The organism is Corynebacterium mastitidis DSM 44356, assembly GCF_000375365.1.
GTDB classification, from domain to species: Bacteria; Actinomycetota; Actinomycetes; order Mycobacteriales; family Mycobacteriaceae; genus Corynebacterium; species Corynebacterium mastitidis.
In genome coordinates this window covers 223,390-243,176 of sequence record NZ_AQXB01000004.1, presented here as the reverse complement: position 1 = coordinate 243,176, position 19,787 = coordinate 223,390, and the positions used below count along the sequence as shown (strand labels likewise).

The window sequence follows — 19,787 nt, the reverse complement described above, 5'->3', positions numbered from 1 at the left end:
GACTGGCACACACCCCACGCGCCACACCACCAGGCGTGGCAACATAAGGGGTGGATGGATGAACAAAAACACCAACAAACATATGGCATGCTGGGTGTTTCTGCACACAAGAGATTCCTATAATCATCAAGTGCATCAGTACGCTATCGAGTTCTCACACAACACCACCACCGACCACAAACCCAACCGGCTAGTACCTGGTTGGTTGCTGTCGCGGCGACTCGCACTAATCTACACACCCACCCACACCCACACAAACAACCAGGTCACAGGCACATTTTCAGAGCGCCTACGAGGCACCATCCATCGTCACCACGATCTTGCCTGGCCCGCCCTTGCCCGCGGCGGACGTCTCCAGGGCCTCCTCCAGCCGGGCGAAGGGCAGCACGCTTCCCACGAGCGGGGAGATCTCGCCGGACTCGATCGCCGGGGTGGCGTCGGCAAGCTGCTGGCCGCTGGCGCGCATGAAGAGGAACCTGTAGCCGATCCCCCGCTTCCCGGCCTCCCGCCACACCTTGGCCCCCAGCGCCCACATGACGGGGATCAGGAGGGGCTTGCCCAGTTCGCGGGCAAAGTCGGCGTCGGGCGCGCCCACCACGGACACCATGCTCCCGCCGCGGCGCAGCACACCCATGGAGCGCACCGTCTCCTCGCCGCCGAGGGTATCGAGGACAACGTCGTAGTCCCGCACGTGGTCCTCGTAGCGCTGGGTGCGGTAGTCCACCACCACGTCGGCGCCGAGCCTGCGGGCGACCTCCACGTTGGGGGTGCTCACCGTGGTGGCCACGGTGGCGCCCAGGTGCTTGGCCACCTGCACGGCGACGGACCCCAGCCCGCCGCTGCCGCCCTGGATGAATACTTTGTCCCCGGGTTTGACCCGAGCCTTCTCCGTAAAGGCCTGAATGGCGGTGAGGAGAACCAGCGGCAGGGACGCCGCCTCCTCCGGGGCGAGTCCCTTAGGTGCGGGGGCGATGTCCGCCGCGTCCGCCACCAGGTACTCCGCGAACGTGCCGATCCGGCCGATCGCCGGGCGGCCAAAGACGGCGTCGCCCACGGAATACCGGCTCACGCCCGGCCCCACCTGGGTGATAACCCCGGCAAACTCCTGCCCCATGACCTGCGGCAGGCGATACGAAAGCAGCCCCTTGAACTGCCCGCCCGCGATCATGCGGTCCAGGGGGTTGAGGCCCGCCGCCTGGACCCTGACCTGCACCTGCCGGGGACCCGGCTGGGGAACCTCTCGATCCACCCACTGCATAGTCCCCTCGTTCTTGTAGGACGTCAGCGCGTACGCTTTCATTTTTGGCCTCTCACCAGTAGATTATCTAAGTACATTTTTTAAACCTAGCAGGAGTGTGACGTGACCACAACACCGAGAAACGCGGACTCCCGCTGCCCCATCGGCGCGAGCCTGGAGGTGGTGGGGGAAAAATGGACCCTGCTCATCCTGCGCGACGTCTACCGCGGGCTGCACCGCTTCGGCCAGCTCGAACGCAGCCTGGGCTGCCCCAAGACCCTTCTCGCGCAGCGCCTGCGCAAGCTGGTGGCTGCGGGCATCCTCGCCAAGGAAAGCTACCGGGAGGAGGGGCAGCGGGCGCGCGCCGCCTACGTCCTCACCGCCAAGGGGCGCGACCTCGCGCCCATCCTCCTCGCCCTCCAGGAGTGGGGGCTCAAGCACATCGACGGCACGCGCGTTCCCCGCTGATCGACGCCCCCCCCCCGCCGGGGTGGGTGCTCGCCCCCAGCCCACCGCACCCGGCGATCACTCCCCTAGTGGTAGCAGGCCAGCAGCCCCGAGGGCCCCTCGATCACCTCGATCGGGGAATCGAAGATCTCCGTGAGCACGGCGCTATCCATCACCTCGGCGGTGGGGCCAAACCTCACCACCGCGCCGTCCTTGACCGCGCACACGTAGTCCGCGTAGCGGGCCGCGTAGTTGATGTCATGCACCACGATCACAAAGGTGCGGCCAAACTCCTCCGCGGCCCGGCGCAGGTGCCGCATCATCTCCACGGAATGGGCGATGTCGAGGTTGTTCAGCGGCTCGTCCAGCAGCACGTAGTCCGTCTCCTGGCACAGCACCATCGCCACGTAGGCGCGCTGCCGCTGCCCGCCGGACAGCTCATCCAGGTAGCGCCCCGCCAGCTCCGTGAGGTTGAGGAAGTCGATGTACCGGGAGACGATCTCCTCGTCCCGCGCGCTCATGCGGCCCTTGTTGTAGGGAAACCGACCGAAGCCCACGAGCTGGCGCACGGTGAGCCGGGTGATGAAGTGGTTTTCCTGCCGCAGGATGGACAGGATCTTCGCCAGATCCTTGGACCTGGTGGCGGTGACGTCGTACCCCGCGACCTCGATGCTCCCCTCGTCGAGCCCCAGCAGACGCCCGATCATGGTGAGCAGCGTGGACTTTCCCGCGCCGTTGGGGCCGATGAGCGCGGTGATCCCTCCCGCCGGGATGGTGAGGTTCACGGGGCCGATCCCCACCTCGGAGCCGTATTGCTTGCGCACGTTCCGCAGCTCGATCACAGCCGCCCCTTTCTGAGTATGACCGCAAGGAACACGCACCCACCGATCAGCTCGATGATGATGGACACCACCCCCTGCGCGTAAAAGACGTGATTCATGAGGAAGTAGGAGCCGGACAGGACGGCAAAGGCGGCGGCGAACGCCATCGGGAAGAGGTAGCGGTGGTCGTAGGTATCGCAGAACTGATAGGCGAGCGTGGCCACCAGGAACCCGAGGAAGGTCATGGGCCCCACCAGGGCCGTGGACGCCGCCATCAGCACGGAGACCAGCACCAGGGCGCCTATCGACGCCGCCCGATGGTTCACCCCCAGGTTGGTGGCCACCTCGCGCCCCAGCGCCACCGCGTTGAGGCGTCGGGAGGAAAGGTACAGCAACGCTGCCGCGACCAGGCACAGGGGGATGACCACCGGGTAGTAGCTGGCGTCCGCGTTGTTGACGGAGCCGAAGAGCCGGGCCGTCAGGACGTCGAACTCGCTGGGGGTGAGCAGGCGCTGCATGAAGGCGGAGAGGGAGCCCAGGCCGCCGCCGATCACGATGCCGATGAGCAGCATGGCGTGCATGTTGTGCCGCCCCGAGAGCAACCAGCTATACAGCACCAGGGAGAGCCCCACCATGAGGGCGATCTGCACCAGCAGCATCCCCAGGCCGCGGGAGTTGGCCAACCCGGCCACCCCGAAGAAGTACACGGTGGCCGTGTTGATGGCCACGTACAGGGACTCAAACCCCATGATGGACGGGGTGATGATGCGGTTGTTGGTCACCGTGTGGAAGGCCACCGTGGCCATCGACTGGCACAGCGCCACCACCAGCATGGCCACCACCGCGTCCGCGCGGCGCTGCGCGATGCGCCAAAAGACCTCCGAGCCCACCGGCATGGGGTTCTGGTAGGCCAGCAGCCCGAAGCCGCACAGCAGGCCCAGGGCCACCAGGCCCGCCAGCACCCACCAATACGTGCGACGCGCCCCGGCGCCGGCGAAGGAACTCATCGGGCCCTCCTGACGATCAGGAAGGTAAAGACCACGGCGCCGAGGACCCCCAGCACCACGGACACGGGTATCTCGAAGGGGGCGATCACGGTCCGGGCCAGCAGGTCGCACGCCGTGACCACCCCGACGCCGAGCAGGCAGACCCAGGGGAGATTGGAGCGCAGGTCGTCGCCGCGAAACATGGAGACGATGTTGGGCACGATGAGCCCGAGGAACGGCAGGTTGCCCACCACCACGGTGACCACGCCGGTGGCCACCGCGATGAGCGACGTCCCCACCAGCATCATGCGGTTGTAGTTCACGCCCACGTTGGTGGCGATGTCCTGGCCCAGCCCCACCACGGTGAGGCGATCCGCGAAGAAGAACACCGCCACGACCACCAGGAGCACCAGCAGCAGTACCTCCCACCGCCCCTTGATCACGGAGGTAAAACTCCCCGCGAACCACGTTCCCAGGGCCTGCAGCATGTCCGTTTTCAGGGCAAAGAAAGTGGACACCGCGCTGACCACCGCCCCGAGCATGATGCCCACGATGGGCACGATCAACGAGGAGCGCAGCGAGACGCGGCGCAGGAACAAAAAGAACACCGTGGTGCCCAGGAAGGCGAAGAGCACGGCGCCGACCATCTGGCCCAGGATGCTCGCGGTGGGCACGAAGTACATCACGAAGAGCAATCCCAGCCCGGCCCACTCCGTGGTACCCGTGGTGGTGGGCTCCACGAAGCGATTTTGCGTCAGAAGCTGCATCACCAGGCCGGACATCGCCATCGCCGCCCCGGACAGCACCAGCGCGGCGGTCCGGGGAATCCGGGTGAGCGCGAACATCTCCCCGCCGTCCGGCCGCCCAAACAGGTCGTACTGCCCCGTCAGCAGGGACAACGCCAGCAAGCCCAGCACCGCCGCGCAGGCGAGGCCGAAGGTCCAGTGCGCGGCGAGAACGCGCATGGGCGCCCTACGCCTCTTCCTCGTTGTTGCCCTTGCCGGACTCGAAGGCGCTGGCGATGCCGTTGAGGATCTCCGTGTAGGTGAGGATGGACTCGTTGGTGTACGTGTCCTGCGGCGCGTAGTAGACGTGGCGATCCTTGACCGCGGGCAGGCCGGAGAGCACGGCGTTGCTCTCCACCAGCCGCTGGGCCTTCACGTAGCCCTCCTCGGTGCGCGCGCTGGTGGCGCCGTCGCGGTCCAGCACGAAGAACCAGTCCGGGTCCGCCTGAGCGATGGCCTCCACGCCGATCTCGTCACCCCGGTGATCCTCGGAGGCGTTCTCCACCTCGAGCGCGGGCTTGAGGCCCAGGAGGTCAAAGACCGGGCCGAACGTGCGACCCTCGCCCGGGGCGATGTAGTTGATCTCCCCGCCCGTGACGTTCACGGCCATGACGGTGGAGGAGCCATCGTAGGCCGCCGTGGCGCGCGCCACGGCGGCCTCGAAGTCGCGCACCATCTGCTCCGCCTCGTCCTGTTTGCCAAAGATCGCGCCCAGCTCCAGCACGTGGCGCTTGAGCTCATCCGCCAGGGGCTCGCCCTCGCGCGGCTCCAGCTCCACCACCGTGGCCTGCGGATTCAGCGCCACGATGTCCTCGTAGTGCTGGGTAAAGCGCTGACCGTTAATCACGACGTCGGGCCGGGCGGCGGCCAGGGCCTCCAGGTCCGGCTCGCGGTGCGTGCCCAGATCCGCGATGGAGGCGTCCTCCACGTAGTCCTTCACCGTGAAGGGGATCAGCGGCTTGGGCGCGGCCACCAGGTCCACGCCCCAGGCGCTCAGGATCTCAAAGCTGCGGTTATCCGTGGCCGCCACCTTGGCCACCGGGGTGGCGATCTCCTTGGTGCCGTGGTTATCCTCCACGGTCACGGTCTGCCCGCCCGCCGGGGAGGCGGGCTCGTCCTGCGGGGAGGAGCAGGACGCGAGCACGAGACCCGCGGAGAGCACGAGGGAGGCGAGGGCGTAGCGCCGGAGGGCCATATGTTTCCTTCCATCAATAAGGTTAGAGGAACCTAAGAAGGAACTTTAGTCGATCCGTCACCAATATGGAAAAGGTAACCTAAGTGCGCCTCCCCGCCGGGCGGGGCCGGGCTCAGGCGAAGGGGTAGTCCACGTACCCCCGCTCCCCCGCCGAGTAGAAGGTCGCGGGGTCGGGAGTATTAAGCCCCAACCCCTCCTCCCAGCGGCGCACGAGGTCCGGATTGGCGATCAACTGCCTGCCCACCGCCACGGCGTCGGCACGCCCGCTCTCCAGGAGCCCCCGGGCCTCCGCCTCGTCCGTGACCGTGGCAAAACCGGTATTGAGGATCACCCTGGTGGTGCCGTTGGCGCGCGCGGCCTCCGCCAACTGCCCGATCAGGCCGCTCGACGCCGCCTCCCCGTGCAGCAGGGACACGTAGGCCAGGCCCAGTTCCCCCACGGCCTCCAGCAGGCCCCGGTAGGTCGCCAGCGTTTCCGCCGGGTCCTCCTCCAGCACCCCCTGGATGTTGTGCTCCGGGGAAAGCCGCAGGCCCACCCGATCCGCCCCGACCTCGTCCGCCACCGCGCGGATCACCGCCTCGGGCAGGCGACGCCGGTTCTCCGGGCTGCCGCCGAACTCGTCCTCCCGGAGATTCGAGGAGGGAGCCAGGAACTCGTGCAGCAGGTAGCCGTTAGCCCCGTGGATCTCCACGCCGTCCAAGCCGGCGTCGATCGCCCCGCGCGCGGCGGCCCGGAACTCCTCCACGATCCTCGGCATCTCCTCCGCGCTCAGAGGGCGCGGCACGGGAGCGTCCGCCTTGCCCTCGAAGGTATGCACCTGCGTGCCCGAGGCCACCGCGCTCGGCGCCTCCGGCTGGCGCCCCTCCAACAGGTCGGGATGAGACATGCGGCCACCGTGCATGACCTGCATGAACACCACTCCCCCGCGCTCATGCACGGCGCGGGCCACCTCGGCCCACCCCGCGCGCTGCTCGGGAGTCTCCACGCCCGCCTGCCCCGGGAACGCGCGGCTGGTCACGGCGGGGAACGTGCCCTCCGTGACCACCAGCCCCGCCGAGGCGCGCTGGGCGTAATACTGCGCGTGCAGCGAGGTGGGCACCCCGCTGCGGCCCGCCCGCTGGCGGGTCAGGGCGGCCATCGTGACGCGGTTTTTCAGGGTATGGCGGCCGAGGGTAAGCGGCTCGAAAAGTGAGGTCATACGGGGCACAACACAAGAAACACCATTGTTATTCCCTGCTATTCCCTCGGCGGTTTTTCTCTGCCTTGCGCTCGCCATTCCGCCTCCCGGCTACCGGGCGATACTATCTCCGCATGGGGATCGACCAACACCGCCTCTACGCGGAGGCAACAGAATTGAGCAAAAGCCTCCCCGGCGCCGAGGTATATTCCTTTGCCCCCGGCTGGGAAGCCGCCCGGGTATGCGGAAAGTGGTTCATGCTCGCCACCGTGCTCGAGAAAGAAAGAATAGTAATCCTCAAGGCCGCGCCCGAGGACGCCATGGCGCTGAGGCAGATGTACCCGGAGATCACCGCCGGATACCACATGAACAAAAGGCACTGGATCACAGTGCGGGCGGGCGGCGGAGTGAGCGTGACGCTGCTGCGCGAGCTGCTCACCGACTCCTACCGCGCCGTCCTGGGCGCGATCCCCCGGAGCCGACGCCCGCTGGGCTGGGAGCGATACCTGGCGTAGGGGCTGGATTGGGGAGGCTTACTTTCCCCTGCGCAGGAGCATGAGCGATACGACCCCCGAATAGATAAACAGAAAAAGCGTGATGCACGTGCGCATCGAACCCCTCCTCACGGCAACGTATATTCCGGTTAAGCGCGCATTACCAAGCCCTCTTATTCCACCTCGTGCCGAGGAAGAGAACCACCAGGGAGGCGACAAAGGACACGGAGAGGATCCCCCACGACCACGACGATCCGCTATGGAACACAGCGGGAACCGACACGATCGCCACGACGCCCAGCAGGGCCCCGACAAAGATGAACACCGCCGCCAGTACGTCGGGCCGCCTGATCTTTTCCATCGGAAACTCCTCCGCCTTTGTGTGATTTTATTTAATCTCCAGCGTAGCAAAACCCCACGCACGGGGATACCCCCATGAATCTTGGGTTGGTGGGGTTACCGGGGCCGTGCTGCGCGCGCCTCCGCACGAAAAATACCTCCTGAGCAGCAACGCTGTTCAGGGGGCTATATAGCGCGATCGAACGCTCTCTTAAAGCAGAAGAACAGTTCCGCGTGGTTCACGGCCCATACGGACCATGTATGCCCACCGACCTCCTACCGTTGCAGGCCAGGAGCGTTAGGCCCCGCCTTCTCCCGCTCTCTGCCCTGCACCGCGAGACAATAGAATCGGTAGAAACCTTAGCAACCATCGTTGCTAAAACACTCCGCGTCACGATCAGTCACCAGGAGACCCCATGCCCCCAGGGACAGCCCCCGAGCACTACCACGACTCCCGTGGTGAGTTCGTTATCTACCGCACCGAGGATAACCGTACCGAGGTTCATCTCCGCGTCATCGAGGGAAGCGTATGGATGACGCAGGCGGAGATCGCAGACCTTTTCGGTGTCTCCATCAAAACCATCAGCGAGCATCTCAAAGGAATCTACTCAGATAACGAGCTGAGCATGGATCGAACTATCCGGAAAATCCGGAGAGTTCGATCCGAGGGTGACCGCGACGTCACCCGTACGATGAACCATTACAACCTCGACGCGATCCTCGCCGTCGGATACCGCGTCCGTGGTCCCCGCGGTAACCAATTCCGCACCTGGGCCACCGAGGTCCTCACCGAATACCTCGTCAAGGGCTTCGCCATGAACGACGAGAAGCTCAAGGACCCCCGGGGCCTGGATTACTTTGACGAGCTGCTGGCGCGCATCCGGGACATCCGTTCCTCGGAAAAGCGGCTCTACCAGAAGCTACGAGACATCCTTGCCCTCTGCGACGACTACAACAAGGACAGCCCACAAGCAACTCGGTTCTTCCAGACCATGCAGAATAAGTTGCACTACGCCATCACCGGACAGACCACCAGTGAGATCATCGCCACTAGATGCGAGCCTACCGCGGACAATTTAGGACTCACTACCTAGTCAGGCAACCAGGTACGCAAGAAAGACATCGCCACCGCCAAGAACTATCTCACCCATGAGGAACTAGAGGAACTCAACCGCTTGGTCTCGCAGTTTCTCGACTTCGCAGAGTCTCAAGCAAAACGCCGCATAGTGACGCACATGGACCATGTGGCTGAACAAAGCAGATCAGTTCATCGAGTTCAACGCCTACCAAGCGCTCACCGACTCCGGGCGCATCACCATGCAGCAAGCCAAAGCCCTAGCGGAAGAGCGGTATGCGATCTACGATGCTCAACGCCGCGTGCCTGAGGAGAATCGCCTGGCGAGGAAGATCTGCTGCGGCTCCAGGAGATTGAACGACAAATACTCGCGGATCGACAGCGCCTTAGCCCGCGCCGCAAGCACTAACCTCTCTTATCCCCTGCGTTTGCGCCTCAACCGGCGTTCCCCCGAACGAGGATCTCCCGGCGAAGGAGCGCCGCTGAACCATGCGGGTGCCCCTGTCTCGGGTTCAAAAATCTGCGCTCCCCCAGGTCGCGGTGGGCCGGTGGTGTGGGGAGTGCGTGGGGCAGATGTGGGGCTATCGTGGGGTTGTGGGGTAAAAATGGGGTCCGAATGTGCTTCATTGCACATTACTGCACGCCATCGCTCACTTGCCATACCCACTGGTCAGAGGCATGAAAGCAAGAAAAATACCCCCTGAGCAGCGACGCTGTTCAGGGGGCAGTGTGGAGCCGCCGGGAATCGAACCCGGGTCCTCCGCGACCTCACCAGGGCTTCTCCGTGCGCAGTTCGCGCGGAATCCCTACTCGGCTCTCTGGATCGGACGAACGCGTCCAGACGATGAGCCCAGTCGGCGGTAGGAGTCCCGTGAGGCCCCGCCGACGCGGCCTCACGGCAAGTCCCTTAGTCGATGCCAGGATCCGGGGCAGGGACGCACCCCGGGCTGACAGACACGCGCTCGCTATTAGGCAGCGAGGGCGTAGTCGCGCTGAGTGTTCTCGGCGCTTATCAGTGTGCTACGACGCTTAACGGTGGTCTCTAGCCTGCACCGGCACGCTTCCCCTGGTGACATTCACGGAGTCGAAACCAAAAATCGGCCCCTCGCGCAAATCGGGTATGCGGTTCCGGCTACTTTACCGTGTGGCCGCCACGGCTGGCAAGCCACCGCGCCAGCACCACCGCGTGATTGTGCCAGCTATCCCGCGCGGCAAAGAGCAACGCCACGTCCCCCTCGTCGGCAAGCCCGCGCAGCCGCGTCACGTCATCGTTTCCCGCGTTTAGCTCCTCCTCGTAGCGGCAGCGGAACTCCTCGAAGCGCCGTGGCTCATGCCCAAACCATCGCCGCAGCTCGGCGCTCGGGGCCGCCCCGCCAAGCCAGAGGTCATAGGCGAGGTCGTTCTTGGCCACCCCACGGGGCCAGAGGCGGTCCACCAGCACCCGCACGCCCGGGGCGTCGACGCGCCCGCTCAGCAGGTCGTGGACCTTCACCGGGCGGGCCGTCACGCATGCACGCCCTTGATCTTGCGGCCCAGGTCGCGCACGATCTCGCGCTCCTCGGTGCGCCGCTTGATCGCCTGGCGCTTGTCGTAGGCCTGCTTACCCTCGGCGAGCCCCAGCTCCACCTTGAGCCGCCCGTCCTTGAAGTAGAGGGAGAGCGGGACAAGGGTCTTGCGCCCGTCGCGCACCTTGCCCATGATCGAGTCGATCTCGCGGCGATGCAGCAGGAGCTTGCGCACGCGGCGCGGGGAATGGTTGGTCCAGGAGCCGCGTGAGTACTCCGGGATGTGGAGGTGGCGCAGCCACACCTCGCCGTCGTCCACGGTGGCGAAGGCCTCCACGAGCGACGCCTTGCCCTCCCGCAGGGACTTCACCTCCGTGCCCACGAGCGCGATGCCGCACTCGTACGTTTCCAGGATGGTGTAATCGTGCCGGGCCTTGCGATTGCTGGCGATGACCCCGGCGCCGCCCACCACCTTTTTCTTCTTCTTTTTGGCCATAGTTCCTGCCATGCTACCCCGGAGGGGCGCCTACTTGCGCACGTAGGCCCGCAGCGTGACCTGCGCGGTCAGGGCCGCAAAGACGATGCCCACGAGCACCACGCCGGGGAGGACCACCCAGATGTCCGAGCTGGTCACCGGGGCGATGAGGCGGGCGTCGTACAGCCCGGACAGGGCCTTGTCCACCACGAAGGCCTTGCCCAGGAACAGGCCCAGGGTGGAAAAGGCCGCGCCCATGAGCGTGGCGGCCACGGCCTCCAGGACGAAGGGGGCCTGGGTGTACCAGCGCGAGGCGCCCACCATGCGCATGATGGCCATCTCGTCGCGGCGGTTGTACGCGGCGATCTGCACCATGTTGGCGATGAGGAAGATCGCGGCGATGGCCTGCACGGCGGCGAGCAGGAAGGTGGCGTTGCGCACGGAGTCCAGGTTGTCGGTGGCCCCGCGCAGGTCGTCCACCTGGTCCACGATCTCGGCCACCTGCGGCATGTCCTCCACCGCCTCCAGCGGGGTGGTGTCCAGCGGGTCCGTCAGGCGAACGTGCAGGGCGGCGGGCAGGGCGTCCTCGTCGGTCTCCTTGACCAGCTCGGGGTCGGTGTCCTTGAACACCTCCACGAAGCGCTCGTAGGACTGCTCGCGGGAGCGGAAGGTCACGGACTCCACGCCCTCGGCGCCGTCGAGGGCGTCTAAGACCTCCTTGCAGTCCTCGGAGGAGCAGTCGGAATCGCTGCCGGAGATGTCCTCGTCGAGCTGGATCATCACCTCCACGCGATCCAGGTAGATCTGCTTGGTCTCCGAGGTCATGTGGGTGACCAGGAAGCCGGTGGCCAGCAGGGCCAGGGAGATCGCGGTGGTAATCACCAGCGCGACGGTCATGGTGATGTTGCGGCCAAGGCCCTTGAATGCCTCGCGCAGCACGAATCCGGTGTTCATGGCTATGCCTTATTCCTCTCGCGCTAGTGGGACTCGCCGTACACGCCGTGGGCGTCATCGCGCACCAGGTCACCGAGCTTCAGCTCGATCACGCGGCGGCGCATGTCGTTGACGGCGCGGGCGTTGTGGGTGGAGGCGATCACGGTGGTGCCGGTGCGGTTAATCAGCGTGAGCAGGTTCATGATCCCGTCCGAGGTATCGGGGTCGAGGTTGCCGGTGGGCTCGTCGGCAAGCAGCACCTGCGGCCTGTTCACGAAGGCCCGGGCAATGGCCACGCGCTGCTGCTCGCCGCCGGACAGCTCGCCGGGCATGCGGTTGGCCTTGGCGGCCAGCCCCACCAGCTCCAGGGTCTCCGGCACGGACTTCTCGATCTCGCGGCGCTTGGTGCCGATCACCTCGAGGGCGAACGCCACGTTGTCATACACCGTCATCTTGGGCAGCAGGCGGAAGTCCTGGAACACGTAGCCGATGCTGCGGCGCAGCTCGTTGACCTGCTTGCCGCGCAGCTTGTTCACGTGGAAGGAGCCCACATGCAGGTTGCCGGAGGTCAGCGTCTCCTCCCGGATCAGCAGCTCGAGGAAAGTGGACTTGCCCGAGCCGGAGGGGCCGATGAGGAATACGAACTCCCCCGGCTGGATCTGCAGCGAGATGTTATTCAGCGCAGGCCGGGTGGAGGTCTTGTAGACCTTGGTGACGGAGTCGAACGTAATCACGCTTGATGATTCTAGCGAACTCCCAGGACATAGGAAACGCCTGTGGCGGGTGTGAAAGAACGGCGCGGTGCGCGACGGCCCCGCACCATACCGTCTACTCCCCCTCCTGCTGCGCCATGCGCCAGCGGATGCCGGACTCCAGCAGGCCGTCGATGTCGCCGTCGAGCACCTTGGAGGGATCGCCCACCTCGTAGCCGGTGCGCAGGTCCTTGACCATCTGATAGGGGTGCAGCACGTACGAGCGCATCTGGTTGCCCCAGGAGGCGTTGCCGCCCGCGCCCAGGGCGTCCAGCTCCGCGCGCTCCTCCTGGCGCTTGCGCTCCAGCAGCTTGGCCTGCAACACCCGCATGGCCGAGGCGCGGTTCTGAATCTGCGACTTCTCGTTCTGGCAGGTCACCACGATGCCCGTGGGGATGTGCGTGAGGCGCACCGCGGAGTCCGTGGTGTTCACCGACTGCCCGCCGGGGCCGGAGGAGCGGTAGACGTCCACGCGCACGTCGGCCTCCGGGATGTCGATGTGGTCCGTCTGCTCCACCACCGGCAGCACCTCCACCTCCGCAAACGAGGTCTGGCGGCGCCCCTGGTTGTCGAAGGGGCTAATGCGCACCAGGCGGTGCGCGCCCTGCTCCACCGAGAGCTGGCCGTACAGGTAATCCCCGTGCACCACGAAGGTGGCGGACTTGATCCCCGCCTCCTCCGCATAGGAGATGTCATACACGTCCACGGAGTGCCCGTTCTTCTCCGCCCAGCGGATATACATGCGCATGAGCATCTCCGCCCAGTCCGCCGCGTCCACCCCGCCCGCGCCCGAGCGGATGTTGATGACCGCCTCGCGGGCGTCGTACTCGCCGGAGAGCATGGTCTTGACCTCGAGGGACTCGATGGCCTCGCGCAGCTCGGCGCGCTCCTCGTCCGCCAGCGCCAGGCCCTCCTCTTCCTCCTCCGCCAGCTCGTACATCACCGGCAGATCGTCCAGGCGGCCGCGCAGGTCCGAGAGCCGACGCAGGCGGGCCTGCACGTTGGACAGCTCCGTGGTCACGGACTGCGCGTGGTCCGGGTCGTCCCACAGCCCCGGATCGGCGGCCTGCGCCTCCAGCTCGCGGACGCGCGTTGCCATCTCCTCGGGGTCCATGACCCGCTCGATCGTGGTGAGCGTGGAATCAAGGTCCTGAAGGTCTGACGTAATCTCCGGTCGCATGGTCGCCTATTCTACCGGCTGCGGTGGACCTTCCCGCTTTGCCCCGTGGGCGGCACCTTCTTGCGAGCATCCCCGCGTCCCATACGCGTGAATCCCCGAGACCACCGAGGCCACCAGGAACAGCCCCACGCCCGCACACCACATGAGAAGCAGCATGCCCGCCGCCCACAGGCCGGTATCGTCCTCCCGGGCCCCCACCGCGGCGAACACCGCGCAGACCCCCGCCACCGAGCCCACAACCGCGGCCAGCGGCCCACTGAGCCGCCAGCGCGCCCACCAGCCCAGCCCCGCCGTGGAGGCCGCGATGCACACCGCCGAGCAGGCAACCTGCCAGTGCGGATACTGGTTGTGCCCGGGGCCTCCGCCCCAGCTATACCAGACCGCCATCCATGCCACCCCGGCCAGCAGGGAAAACAGCATGATCACGCCCCACCCCGGCCCCCTGCCGGAGTCCCACCGCACGGGGGCGCTGGCCTCGCGGCGTCGATAGGCGTACAGCAGCGCCGCCGCCACGACCACCGGCGTGCCCCAGTAGATGAGGACCCCAACAAAAACAAAGACAAGAGTCATGCCCACATCCTCTCCCCTGCCCCACGCACCGTCAAGGAATAGGCGGGGCGCGGTGGGCGTCGCAACGCACAGCAGCCCGAACCGCTAGTACAAATAGAAGCATGACCGACCCCACAGAAACGCCCGCCAACCTGGATGACATGGTGGCCGCCCTCGCCAAGACCTTCGCGGTGGCCCACGCCGAGGACCCCGACGAGCGCCTGGCCACCGCCCTCGTGTTCAACGCCGGGCGCCTGGCCTGGCGCATGCGCGAGTCCGGGGTAACAACCGACTATAAGACCTCCCGCACGGACGTGGTCACCGACGCCGACCGCGCCGCCGAGGGCTTCATCGCCCGGGTCTTGGAGCTGATCCGGCCCGAGGACGGCCTGCTGGGCGAGGAGGGGGCGGCGCGCAAGCCCCGCAGCGGCCGCACCTGGGTCATCGACCCCGTGGACGGCACGTACAACTTCGCCTCCGGGTCCGACTACTGGTGCTCCGCCCTGGCGCTCGTCGAGGGCGAGCCGCGCTCCCCGCGCCGCCTGCTGCTCGGCGCGGTGCACCGCCCCGCGATGGGATACACCTGGTGCGGCGGCCCCGGGCGCGCCACGACCCGCGACGACGCCGAGGTGGCGGCCCTGGCCCCCCACCCCCTCGGGGAGGTCAGCCTGGCCACCTACCTGCACCCCACGTGGATGGCGCGGCCGGGGGTGCGCGGGGCCTGGGAGTCCGTGGCGCAGGGGGCCGCCACGCTGCGCATGCTCGGCGCCGGCTCGGTGGACCTCGCCGGGGTGGCCGACGGGACCCTGGGCGCCTGGATACAGCACAGCGTGCCCGCCTGGGACTGGCTGCCCGGCAAGGCCCTCGTGGAGGGCGCGGGTGGGGCCACCGCCGAGGTGGAGGCCGGAGGGGTGACCTGGTGCGTGGCGGGCAACCCCGCCGCCGTGGCGGACATCGCCGGGATACTGGAGGACTACCGTGACTGACCTGGAGCTGGCGCTGCGCCTAGCCGACGCCGCCGACGCGCTGACCCTGGACCGCTTCGAGGCCGCCGACCTCGCCGTGAGCGCCAAGCCGGACATGACCCCGGTGAGCGACGCCGACCTGGCCTGCGAGCAGGAGCTGCGCTCCCTGCTGGCCGCCCACCGCCCGGAGGACGCGGTGCTGGGAGAGGAGTTCGGCGGCAGCGTGGCCTTCCACGGGCGGCAGTGGGTGATCGACCCCATCGACGGCACCAAGAACTACGTGCGCGGGGTGCCCGTGTGGGCCACGCTGATTAGCCTGCTGATCGACGGCCACCCGAGCGTGGGCGTGGTCTCCGCCCCCGCCCTGGCCCGCCGCTGGTACGCGGCCGAAGGCCACGGCGCGTGGCGCACCTTCGCGGGCGGGAGTCCCACCCGCGTGCGGGCCTCCCAGGTCAGCGACCTGCGCGACGCCTCGCTCTCCTTCTCTTCCCTGGAGGGCTGGACCCAGCGGGGCCTGCGCGATCCCTTCCTGGCGCTGACCGAACGCACCTGGCGGCTGCGCGGCTACGGGGACTTCTTTTCCTACTGCCTCGTGGCGGAGGGGGCGGTGGACATCGCCGCCGAGCCGGAGGTCTCCCTGTGGGACCTCGCCGCGCTGTCCTGCCTGGTCACCGAGGCCGGGGGCCGATTCACCTCGCTCTCCGGGAAGGAGGGCCCCCACGGGGGTAACGCGGTGGCCACCAACGGCATCCTGCACGAGGACGTGCTGGCGGCGCTGCGGGGTACCGGGGGATAGAGGAACGCCCCTCCGGCGGGAGAACCCTAGACGTGCGGGGCGATCTGCTCCGCCATGTACCGCGACCCCACGATGGTGGGGTGGAACACGATGTTCCACTGCGGGCTGGTGACGTCCACGATGCCCGCCACCATGCGCTCGGAGTCCTTGGGCGCGCAGGTGCCGTTCTCCCGGGTGGCGTCCCGCAGGTTCACGAAGGCCATGCCGTTGTCCGCGGCGGCCTGGGCCTGGCGCTCGGAGTTCTCGTCCTCCACCTGACCCAGCAGCGGGATGTGCAGCCCCTCCGGCAGGAGCCCGGGGTTATCCGGGTGGATGTTCACCGCGCAGAACGAGGGGCCCGTGGACACCGAGGGCATGCCGGAGAGCACGATCTTCGCTCCGGGGGCCACCGCGCGGATGCGCTCGGCGGCGGCGCGCATGTCGTCGAGGAAGGCCTGCCGGTGGCTCGGCCCGTCCAGCGGGTTGGTGCCGTCCTTGACCCCGAAGGGGCCAAAGTTATTCATGCCGATGGCCATGACCACGGCCCGTGTGCCGGGGTGCAGGTCCCCGGTGGCGATGGCCCGGTCCAGACGCCCCAACATGGTCCGGGAGGTCTGCGCGGTGCAGGACCAGTCCGCCACCGGGGCGCCCACCTGGGAGCCGAGCAGGCGGGGCCAGTTGTCCGGGGCCTGCAGGCAGCCCTCCTGGTTGGGGTAGTCCGCGGGCACGAGGCCCGGCACCACGCCGCCGAAGTTCTTGTACAGCGCCGAGGGGTTGGCGGTGAAGGAATCGCCCAGCGTCACGATGTTGCCCGCCGGGGCCGCCTGGGCCGTCGGTGCCACCGGCGCGGCCAGGGCCGGGACCGCCACCGTGGCCCCGGCGACGGCGCCGAGCAGCCACCTGCGGCCGCGAGCGCGGGCACGGGTCATTGCGCTTGAGGAAAGGAGCTTTATCACGCGCCCCATCCTAGTACCCACCCCGCAATCCGCCCCACCCATATACTTTTGCACCACAACCCACACGTGCCACACCGCGCCACCTGGGACGCGGCCCCTCCCCGCCGCACACCACCCCCATAAGGGGGTATCACTTCGTCCCGAACTGTCCCACGGGCATTGAACCGCTCCCCCTTGCCGCCCTAGACTCGGGGCCACATTGATGAAGGAACGAACCGTGACGCCCCACGCAGCGAAAGACGCATCATGAAGATCTCCCGCACGAGCATCGCCGCCGCACTCGCCTCCGCCGCCATCGCAACCAGCGCCCTGAGCGCGGGGGCCAGCTCCGCCCCGACGGAGCACCCCCAGCGGGAGACTCCCCAGCCCAGCGCGAGCCAGGCGGAGGGCTCCCCCGCCGGCGACGTCCTGCACTTCCTCGAGCACCTCATCCCCATCACCTCCCGCGTGGTCAAGATCTTCTAGGCCCCGGCACCCCGCGCCACACCCTCCCCATATTTCTTTTTTGGTTAACTCTGCGTTCACCTTGGCCCGCTATAACGTAGATGTTCGCCGTGCGCGGCGCGGGCGCACGGCGCCCTCGCCGCCCGCGAGCGCGCACAACCTACGCATGTTCGTTCTACCTGAGGACCCTCATCCATATGTCTGACGCGGCGACTACGACCGGCGCTCCTAGCGATGCCCCGGCGGCGCAGGCTACCAGCGATAAATGGTGGCACCTTTCCTTTGGCCTCCTGCTGGCGGTCACCTTTGGCACCTTCGTGTTCTGGGCGATCGGCGAGGTCAACCAGTCCATCCACTACGCGGTGCTCATCCTGACCATCGTCTTTGGCTTCTTCATGGCCTTCAACATCGGCGGCAACGACGTAGCCAACTCCTTTGGCACCTCCGTGGGCGCCGGAACGCTGACCATGAAGCAGGCGCTGATGATCGCCGCAGTCTTTGAGGTGGGCGGCGCGATCCTCGCCGGAGGCGACGTCACCGAGACGGTGCGCTCCGGGATCGTGGACCTGGATAGCTCGATGGAGCCGATGACCTTCGTGTACATCATGATGTCCTCGCTCCTCGGCGCGGCCCTCTGGCTCCTCGTGGCCACCCGCATGGGCTGGCCGGTGTCCACCACCCACTCCATCATCGGCGGCATCGTGGGCGCGGCCCTGTGCGTGGGCTTCCGCGACCACAGCGGCGGCTGGGAGATGGTGCAGTGGGATCAGATCGGGCAGATCGTGATCTCCTGGTTCCTCTCCCCCGTGCTCGGCGGCGTGGCCGCCTACCTGCTCTTTGGCGCGATCAAGCGCGGCATCCTCGTGTACAACGAGGAGGCGGACCGCAAGCTGCGCGAGATCAAGCAGGAGCGCTTTGCACTGAAGAACCGCCACAAGGAGTCCTTCGAGCGCCTCAGCGAGCTCCAGCAGATCGCCTACACCAACGCCATGGCGCGCGACGCCGTGACCACCCAGCGCGGCGACTACAACCGCGAGGACCTGGAATCCGAGTACTACCGCGAGCTCTACGACATCGAGGCCAAGGCCAACGACGTGGAATCCCACCGCGCCCTGGAGCGCTGGGTGCCCTTCCTCGCGGCCTTCGGCGCCATCATCATCAGCGCCATGATGCTGTTCAAGGGGCTGAAGAACCTGCACCTGGGCATCGACAACGTGGGCAACTTCCTCATCATGGGCATGATCGGGGCCGCGGTGTGGATGGCGGTGTTCATCTTCGCCCGCGCGCTCAAGCGCCACGACCTCGACCGCTCCACCTTCCTGCTCTTCTCCTGGCTCCAGGTGTTTACCGCCGCCGCCTTCGCGTTCTCCCACGGCTCCAACGACATCGCCAACGCCGTGGGTCCGTTCGCCGCCGTGCTCGACGTGCTCAAGACCGGGGACATCAACGCCAAGGCCGAGGTGCCCGCGCCGCTGCTGCTGGCCTGCGGCATCGCGCTGGTGTGCGGCCTCTGGTTCATCGGCCGCACCGTGATCGTCACCGTGGGCACGGGGCTGACCAAGATGCACCCGGCCTCCGGCTTCTCCGCCGAGCTGGCCGCCGCCGCGGTGGTCATGGGCGCCTCCCTGCTGGGGCTGCCTGTTTCCTCCACGCACATCCTCATCGGCGCGGTGCTCGGCGTGGGCCTGGTGAACAAGGCCGCCAACTGGAAGCTCATGCGACCCATCGCCCTGGCCTGGGTCATCACCATTCCCGCCGCCGCCGGTGTGGGCGCCGTGGGCGTGGTGATCCTGCAGGCGATCTTCTAGGCCAGCACCGCGACGCCGCGCGGGCCGGACCTGGTTGTCCGGCTCCGCGCGGCGTCGGCGTGTATAGGGGGATGCGCCGGGGCTAGCCCGCGGCGAACATGTTGACCAGCCGCGCCAGCGGCTGCGGGGCTAGGCGGCGCAGGTAACGAAACGCCAGGTCCGGGGCGGACACCGAGTAAAAGAGCCGCCGCCGCTCGATCGCGTTCCGGGGGTTGACGGCCTTCCACACCGTCTCCGCCACCTGCTCCGGGGTGATCCGAACCCCCAGCCGCTTGGTGGAGGCGGCCTCCACGTCCGCCAGCTTCGTCTTGACCCACAGCGGCATGAGGCCCACCACGCGGATGCCGTCTCCACGCCACTCCAGGTCCAGGGCCTCGGTCAGCCCCGTGATGTAGAACTTGGAGGCGGAGTACGGGGTGATGTGCGGCTGGCCGTAGATGGCGGAGGCCGAGCCCATGTTCACCAGGTGGGAGCCCCTGGTGGCCTTGAGGTAGCGGTGCGCGGCCCGCGCCCCCAGGACCGCCCCGGTGCAGTTGACGTTGTTCTGCGCGGCGATGAGGGCGGGGTCCTGGTCCACGATGTCCCCGTCCCCGATGATGCCCGCGTTGTTATCCAGCACGTCCAGCCTGCCGCCGGTGTGGGAGGTAAAGGCCGCCAGGGCCGCCTCCCACTGCCCGGCGTCCGTGACGTCCAACGGGCCGGTGACGATCTCCGGGTGTTCCTCCCGGAGCGCGGCGAGCGCCTTCTCGTCGCGGTCGTACACGCCCACTATCCATCCCTCGCGGCAAAACGCAGCGCTACCTGGCGCCCGATACCCGCGGCGCCGCCCGAAATAAAAATACTTTTCTGCATGGAACCACACTATAGCAAACGCAGATCACACGATGTA

Annotated in this window: 21 protein-coding genes, 1 other RNA gene and 2 pseudogenes; 8 read left to right on the top strand and 16 right to left on the bottom strand. The window is 67.2% G+C overall.

The window, feature by feature from the left end:
* Positions 1-289: 289 nt before the first annotated feature.
* A complete protein-coding gene (locus B140_RS0106555) occupies positions 290-1,300 on the bottom strand; it encodes an NADP-dependent oxidoreductase (RefSeq protein WP_026166077.1) in 1,011 nt (336 codons plus the stop codon).
* A gap of 60 nt (positions 1,301-1,360) precedes the next feature.
* Between B140_RS0106555 and B140_RS0106550 the strand changes: the two genes are divergently transcribed.
* Complete coding sequence (locus B140_RS0106550) at positions 1,361-1,705, top strand: winged helix-turn-helix transcriptional regulator (RefSeq protein ID WP_018118560.1); 345 nt, start codon at positions 1,361-1,363, stop codon at positions 1,703-1,705.
* Positions 1,706-1,770: 65 nt separating this feature from the next.
* Here the strand turns inward: B140_RS0106550 and B140_RS0106545 are convergent, their stop codons facing one another.
* The 5 genes from B140_RS0106545 to B140_RS0106525 all read right to left on the bottom strand — a co-directional run bounded on the left by B140_RS0106545 (position 1,771) and on the right by B140_RS0106525 (position 6,669).
* Entirely contained in the window at positions 1,771-2,526 is a 756-nt protein-coding gene (locus B140_RS0106545) for an iron ABC transporter ATP-binding protein (protein ID WP_018118559.1), read from the bottom strand.
* Complete coding sequence (locus tag B140_RS0106540; protein WP_018118558.1) at positions 2,523-3,512, bottom strand: iron chelate uptake ABC transporter family permease subunit; 990 nt, start codon at positions 3,510-3,512, stop codon at positions 2,523-2,525. The genes B140_RS0106545 and B140_RS0106540 overlap by 4 nt, the downstream gene beginning before the upstream one ends.
* Positions 3,509-4,456 (bottom strand): iron chelate uptake ABC transporter family permease subunit, encoded by a 948-nt coding sequence (locus tag B140_RS0106535; protein ID WP_018118557.1) that lies wholly within the window; start codon positions 4,454-4,456, stop codon positions 3,509-3,511. The genes B140_RS0106540 and B140_RS0106535 overlap by 4 nt, the downstream gene beginning before the upstream one ends.
* Before the next feature lie 7 nt (positions 4,457-4,463).
* Positions 4,464-5,471: a siderophore ABC transporter substrate-binding protein gene (locus B140_RS0106530; protein WP_018118556.1), complete on the bottom strand. Its 1,008-nt coding sequence runs from the start codon at positions 5,469-5,471 to the stop codon at positions 4,464-4,466.
* 112 nt (positions 5,472-5,583) lie between these two features.
* Positions 5,584-6,669, bottom strand: coding sequence for an alkene reductase (locus tag B140_RS0106525; RefSeq protein WP_018118555.1), 1,086 nt, complete (start codon positions 6,667-6,669; stop codon positions 5,584-5,586).
* A gap of 113 nt (positions 6,670-6,782) precedes the next feature.
* Between B140_RS0106525 and B140_RS0106520 the strand changes: the two genes are divergently transcribed.
* A complete protein-coding gene (locus B140_RS0106520) occupies positions 6,783-7,163 on the top strand; it encodes an MmcQ/YjbR family DNA-binding protein (RefSeq protein WP_018118554.1) in 381 nt (126 codons plus the stop codon).
* A 139-nt stretch (positions 7,164-7,302) separates the two neighbouring features.
* On the opposite strand, the gene B140_RS0106515 is transcribed toward B140_RS0106520, so the two are convergent.
* The gene (locus B140_RS0106515; RefSeq protein ID WP_018118553.1) at positions 7,303-7,503 is read right to left on the bottom strand and encodes a hypothetical protein; all 201 of its coding nucleotides are present in this window, start codon (positions 7,501-7,503) and stop codon (positions 7,303-7,305) included.
* A gap of 394 nt (positions 7,504-7,897) precedes the next feature.
* Here B140_RS0106515 and rhuM point away from each other — a divergent pair.
* Both rhuM and B140_RS14200 read left to right on the top strand, forming a co-directional pair.
* A pseudogene (gene rhuM, locus B140_RS14345) lies at positions 7,898-8,692 on the top strand (RhuM family protein); the annotation flags it as partial.
* A 31-nt stretch (positions 8,693-8,723) separates the two neighbouring features.
* Positions 8,724-9,260, top strand: a complete 537-nt coding sequence (locus B140_RS14200; RefSeq protein ID WP_211208147.1) for a hypothetical protein — start codon at positions 8,724-8,726, stop codon at positions 9,258-9,260.
* Positions 9,261-9,283: 23 nt separating this feature from the next.
* Here B140_RS14200 and ssrA read toward each other — a convergent pair.
* The 7 genes from ssrA to B140_RS0106480 all read right to left on the bottom strand — a co-directional run bounded on the left by ssrA (position 9,284) and on the right by B140_RS0106480 (position 13,971).
* Positions 9,284-9,661: a transfer-messenger RNA gene (ssrA, locus tag B140_RS13335) on the bottom strand.
* 27 nt (positions 9,662-9,688) lie between these two features.
* Positions 9,689-10,063, bottom strand: a complete 375-nt coding sequence (locus B140_RS0106505) for a DUF488 domain-containing protein (protein ID WP_018118551.1) — start codon at positions 10,061-10,063, stop codon at positions 9,689-9,691.
* Positions 10,060-10,557, bottom strand: coding sequence for an SsrA-binding protein SmpB (smpB, locus tag B140_RS0106500; RefSeq protein WP_018118550.1), 498 nt, complete (start codon positions 10,555-10,557; stop codon positions 10,060-10,062). Before smpB ends, B140_RS0106505 begins: the two co-directional genes overlap by 4 nt.
* Before the next feature lie 30 nt (positions 10,558-10,587).
* The gene (ftsX, locus tag B140_RS0106495; protein WP_018118549.1) at positions 10,588-11,490 is read right to left on the bottom strand and encodes a permease-like cell division protein FtsX; all 903 of its coding nucleotides are present in this window, start codon (positions 11,488-11,490) and stop codon (positions 10,588-10,590) included.
* A 23-nt stretch (positions 11,491-11,513) separates the two neighbouring features.
* Complete coding sequence (gene ftsE / locus B140_RS0106490; protein ID WP_018118548.1) at positions 11,514-12,203, bottom strand: cell division ATP-binding protein FtsE; 690 nt, start codon at positions 12,201-12,203, stop codon at positions 11,514-11,516.
* Positions 12,204-12,297: 94 nt separating this feature from the next.
* Positions 12,298-13,401 carry a peptide chain release factor 2 gene (prfB, locus tag B140_RS0106485; protein WP_018118547.1) on the bottom strand — a complete coding sequence of 368 codons (1,104 nt, stop codon included), beginning with the start codon at positions 13,399-13,401 and terminating at the stop codon, positions 12,298-12,300.
* A 6-nt stretch (positions 13,402-13,407) separates the two neighbouring features.
* The gene (locus B140_RS0106480) at positions 13,408-13,971 is read right to left on the bottom strand and encodes a hypothetical protein (protein ID WP_018118546.1); all 564 of its coding nucleotides are present in this window, start codon (positions 13,969-13,971) and stop codon (positions 13,408-13,410) included.
* Positions 13,972-14,072: 101 nt separating this feature from the next.
* Here B140_RS0106480 and B140_RS0106475 point away from each other — a divergent pair, with 101 nt between their 5' ends.
* A complete protein-coding gene (locus B140_RS0106475; protein WP_018118545.1) occupies positions 14,073-14,936 on the top strand; it encodes an inositol monophosphatase family protein in 864 nt (287 codons plus the stop codon).
* Complete coding sequence (gene hisN, locus B140_RS0106470) at positions 14,929-15,711, top strand: histidinol-phosphatase (RefSeq protein WP_018118544.1); 783 nt, start codon at positions 14,929-14,931, stop codon at positions 15,709-15,711. Before B140_RS0106475 ends, hisN begins: the two co-directional genes overlap by 8 nt.
* 26 nt (positions 15,712-15,737) lie before the next feature.
* On the opposite strand, the gene B140_RS0106465 is transcribed toward hisN, so the two are convergent.
* Positions 15,738-16,619, bottom strand: a complete 882-nt coding sequence (locus B140_RS0106465; protein WP_018118543.1) for a GDSL-type esterase/lipase family protein — start codon at positions 16,617-16,619, stop codon at positions 15,738-15,740.
* A gap of 273 nt (positions 16,620-16,892) precedes the next feature.
* Here B140_RS0106465 and B140_RS0106460 point away from each other — a divergent pair, with 273 nt between their 5' ends.
* Positions 16,893-17,111, top strand: coding sequence for a hypothetical protein (locus tag B140_RS0106460; RefSeq protein ID WP_018118542.1), 219 nt, complete (start codon positions 16,893-16,895; stop codon positions 17,109-17,111).
* Positions 17,112-17,287: 176 nt separating this feature from the next.
* Entirely contained in the window at positions 17,288-18,898 is a 1,611-nt protein-coding gene (locus B140_RS0106455) for an inorganic phosphate transporter (RefSeq protein WP_018118541.1), read from the top strand.
* Positions 18,899-18,980: 82 nt separating this feature from the next.
* On the opposite strand, the pseudogene B140_RS12145 reads toward B140_RS0106455, so the two are convergent.
* Positions 18,981-19,750: pseudogene (locus B140_RS12145) on the bottom strand (SDR family oxidoreductase).
* Between the last annotated feature and the right edge of the window lie 37 nt (positions 19,751-19,787).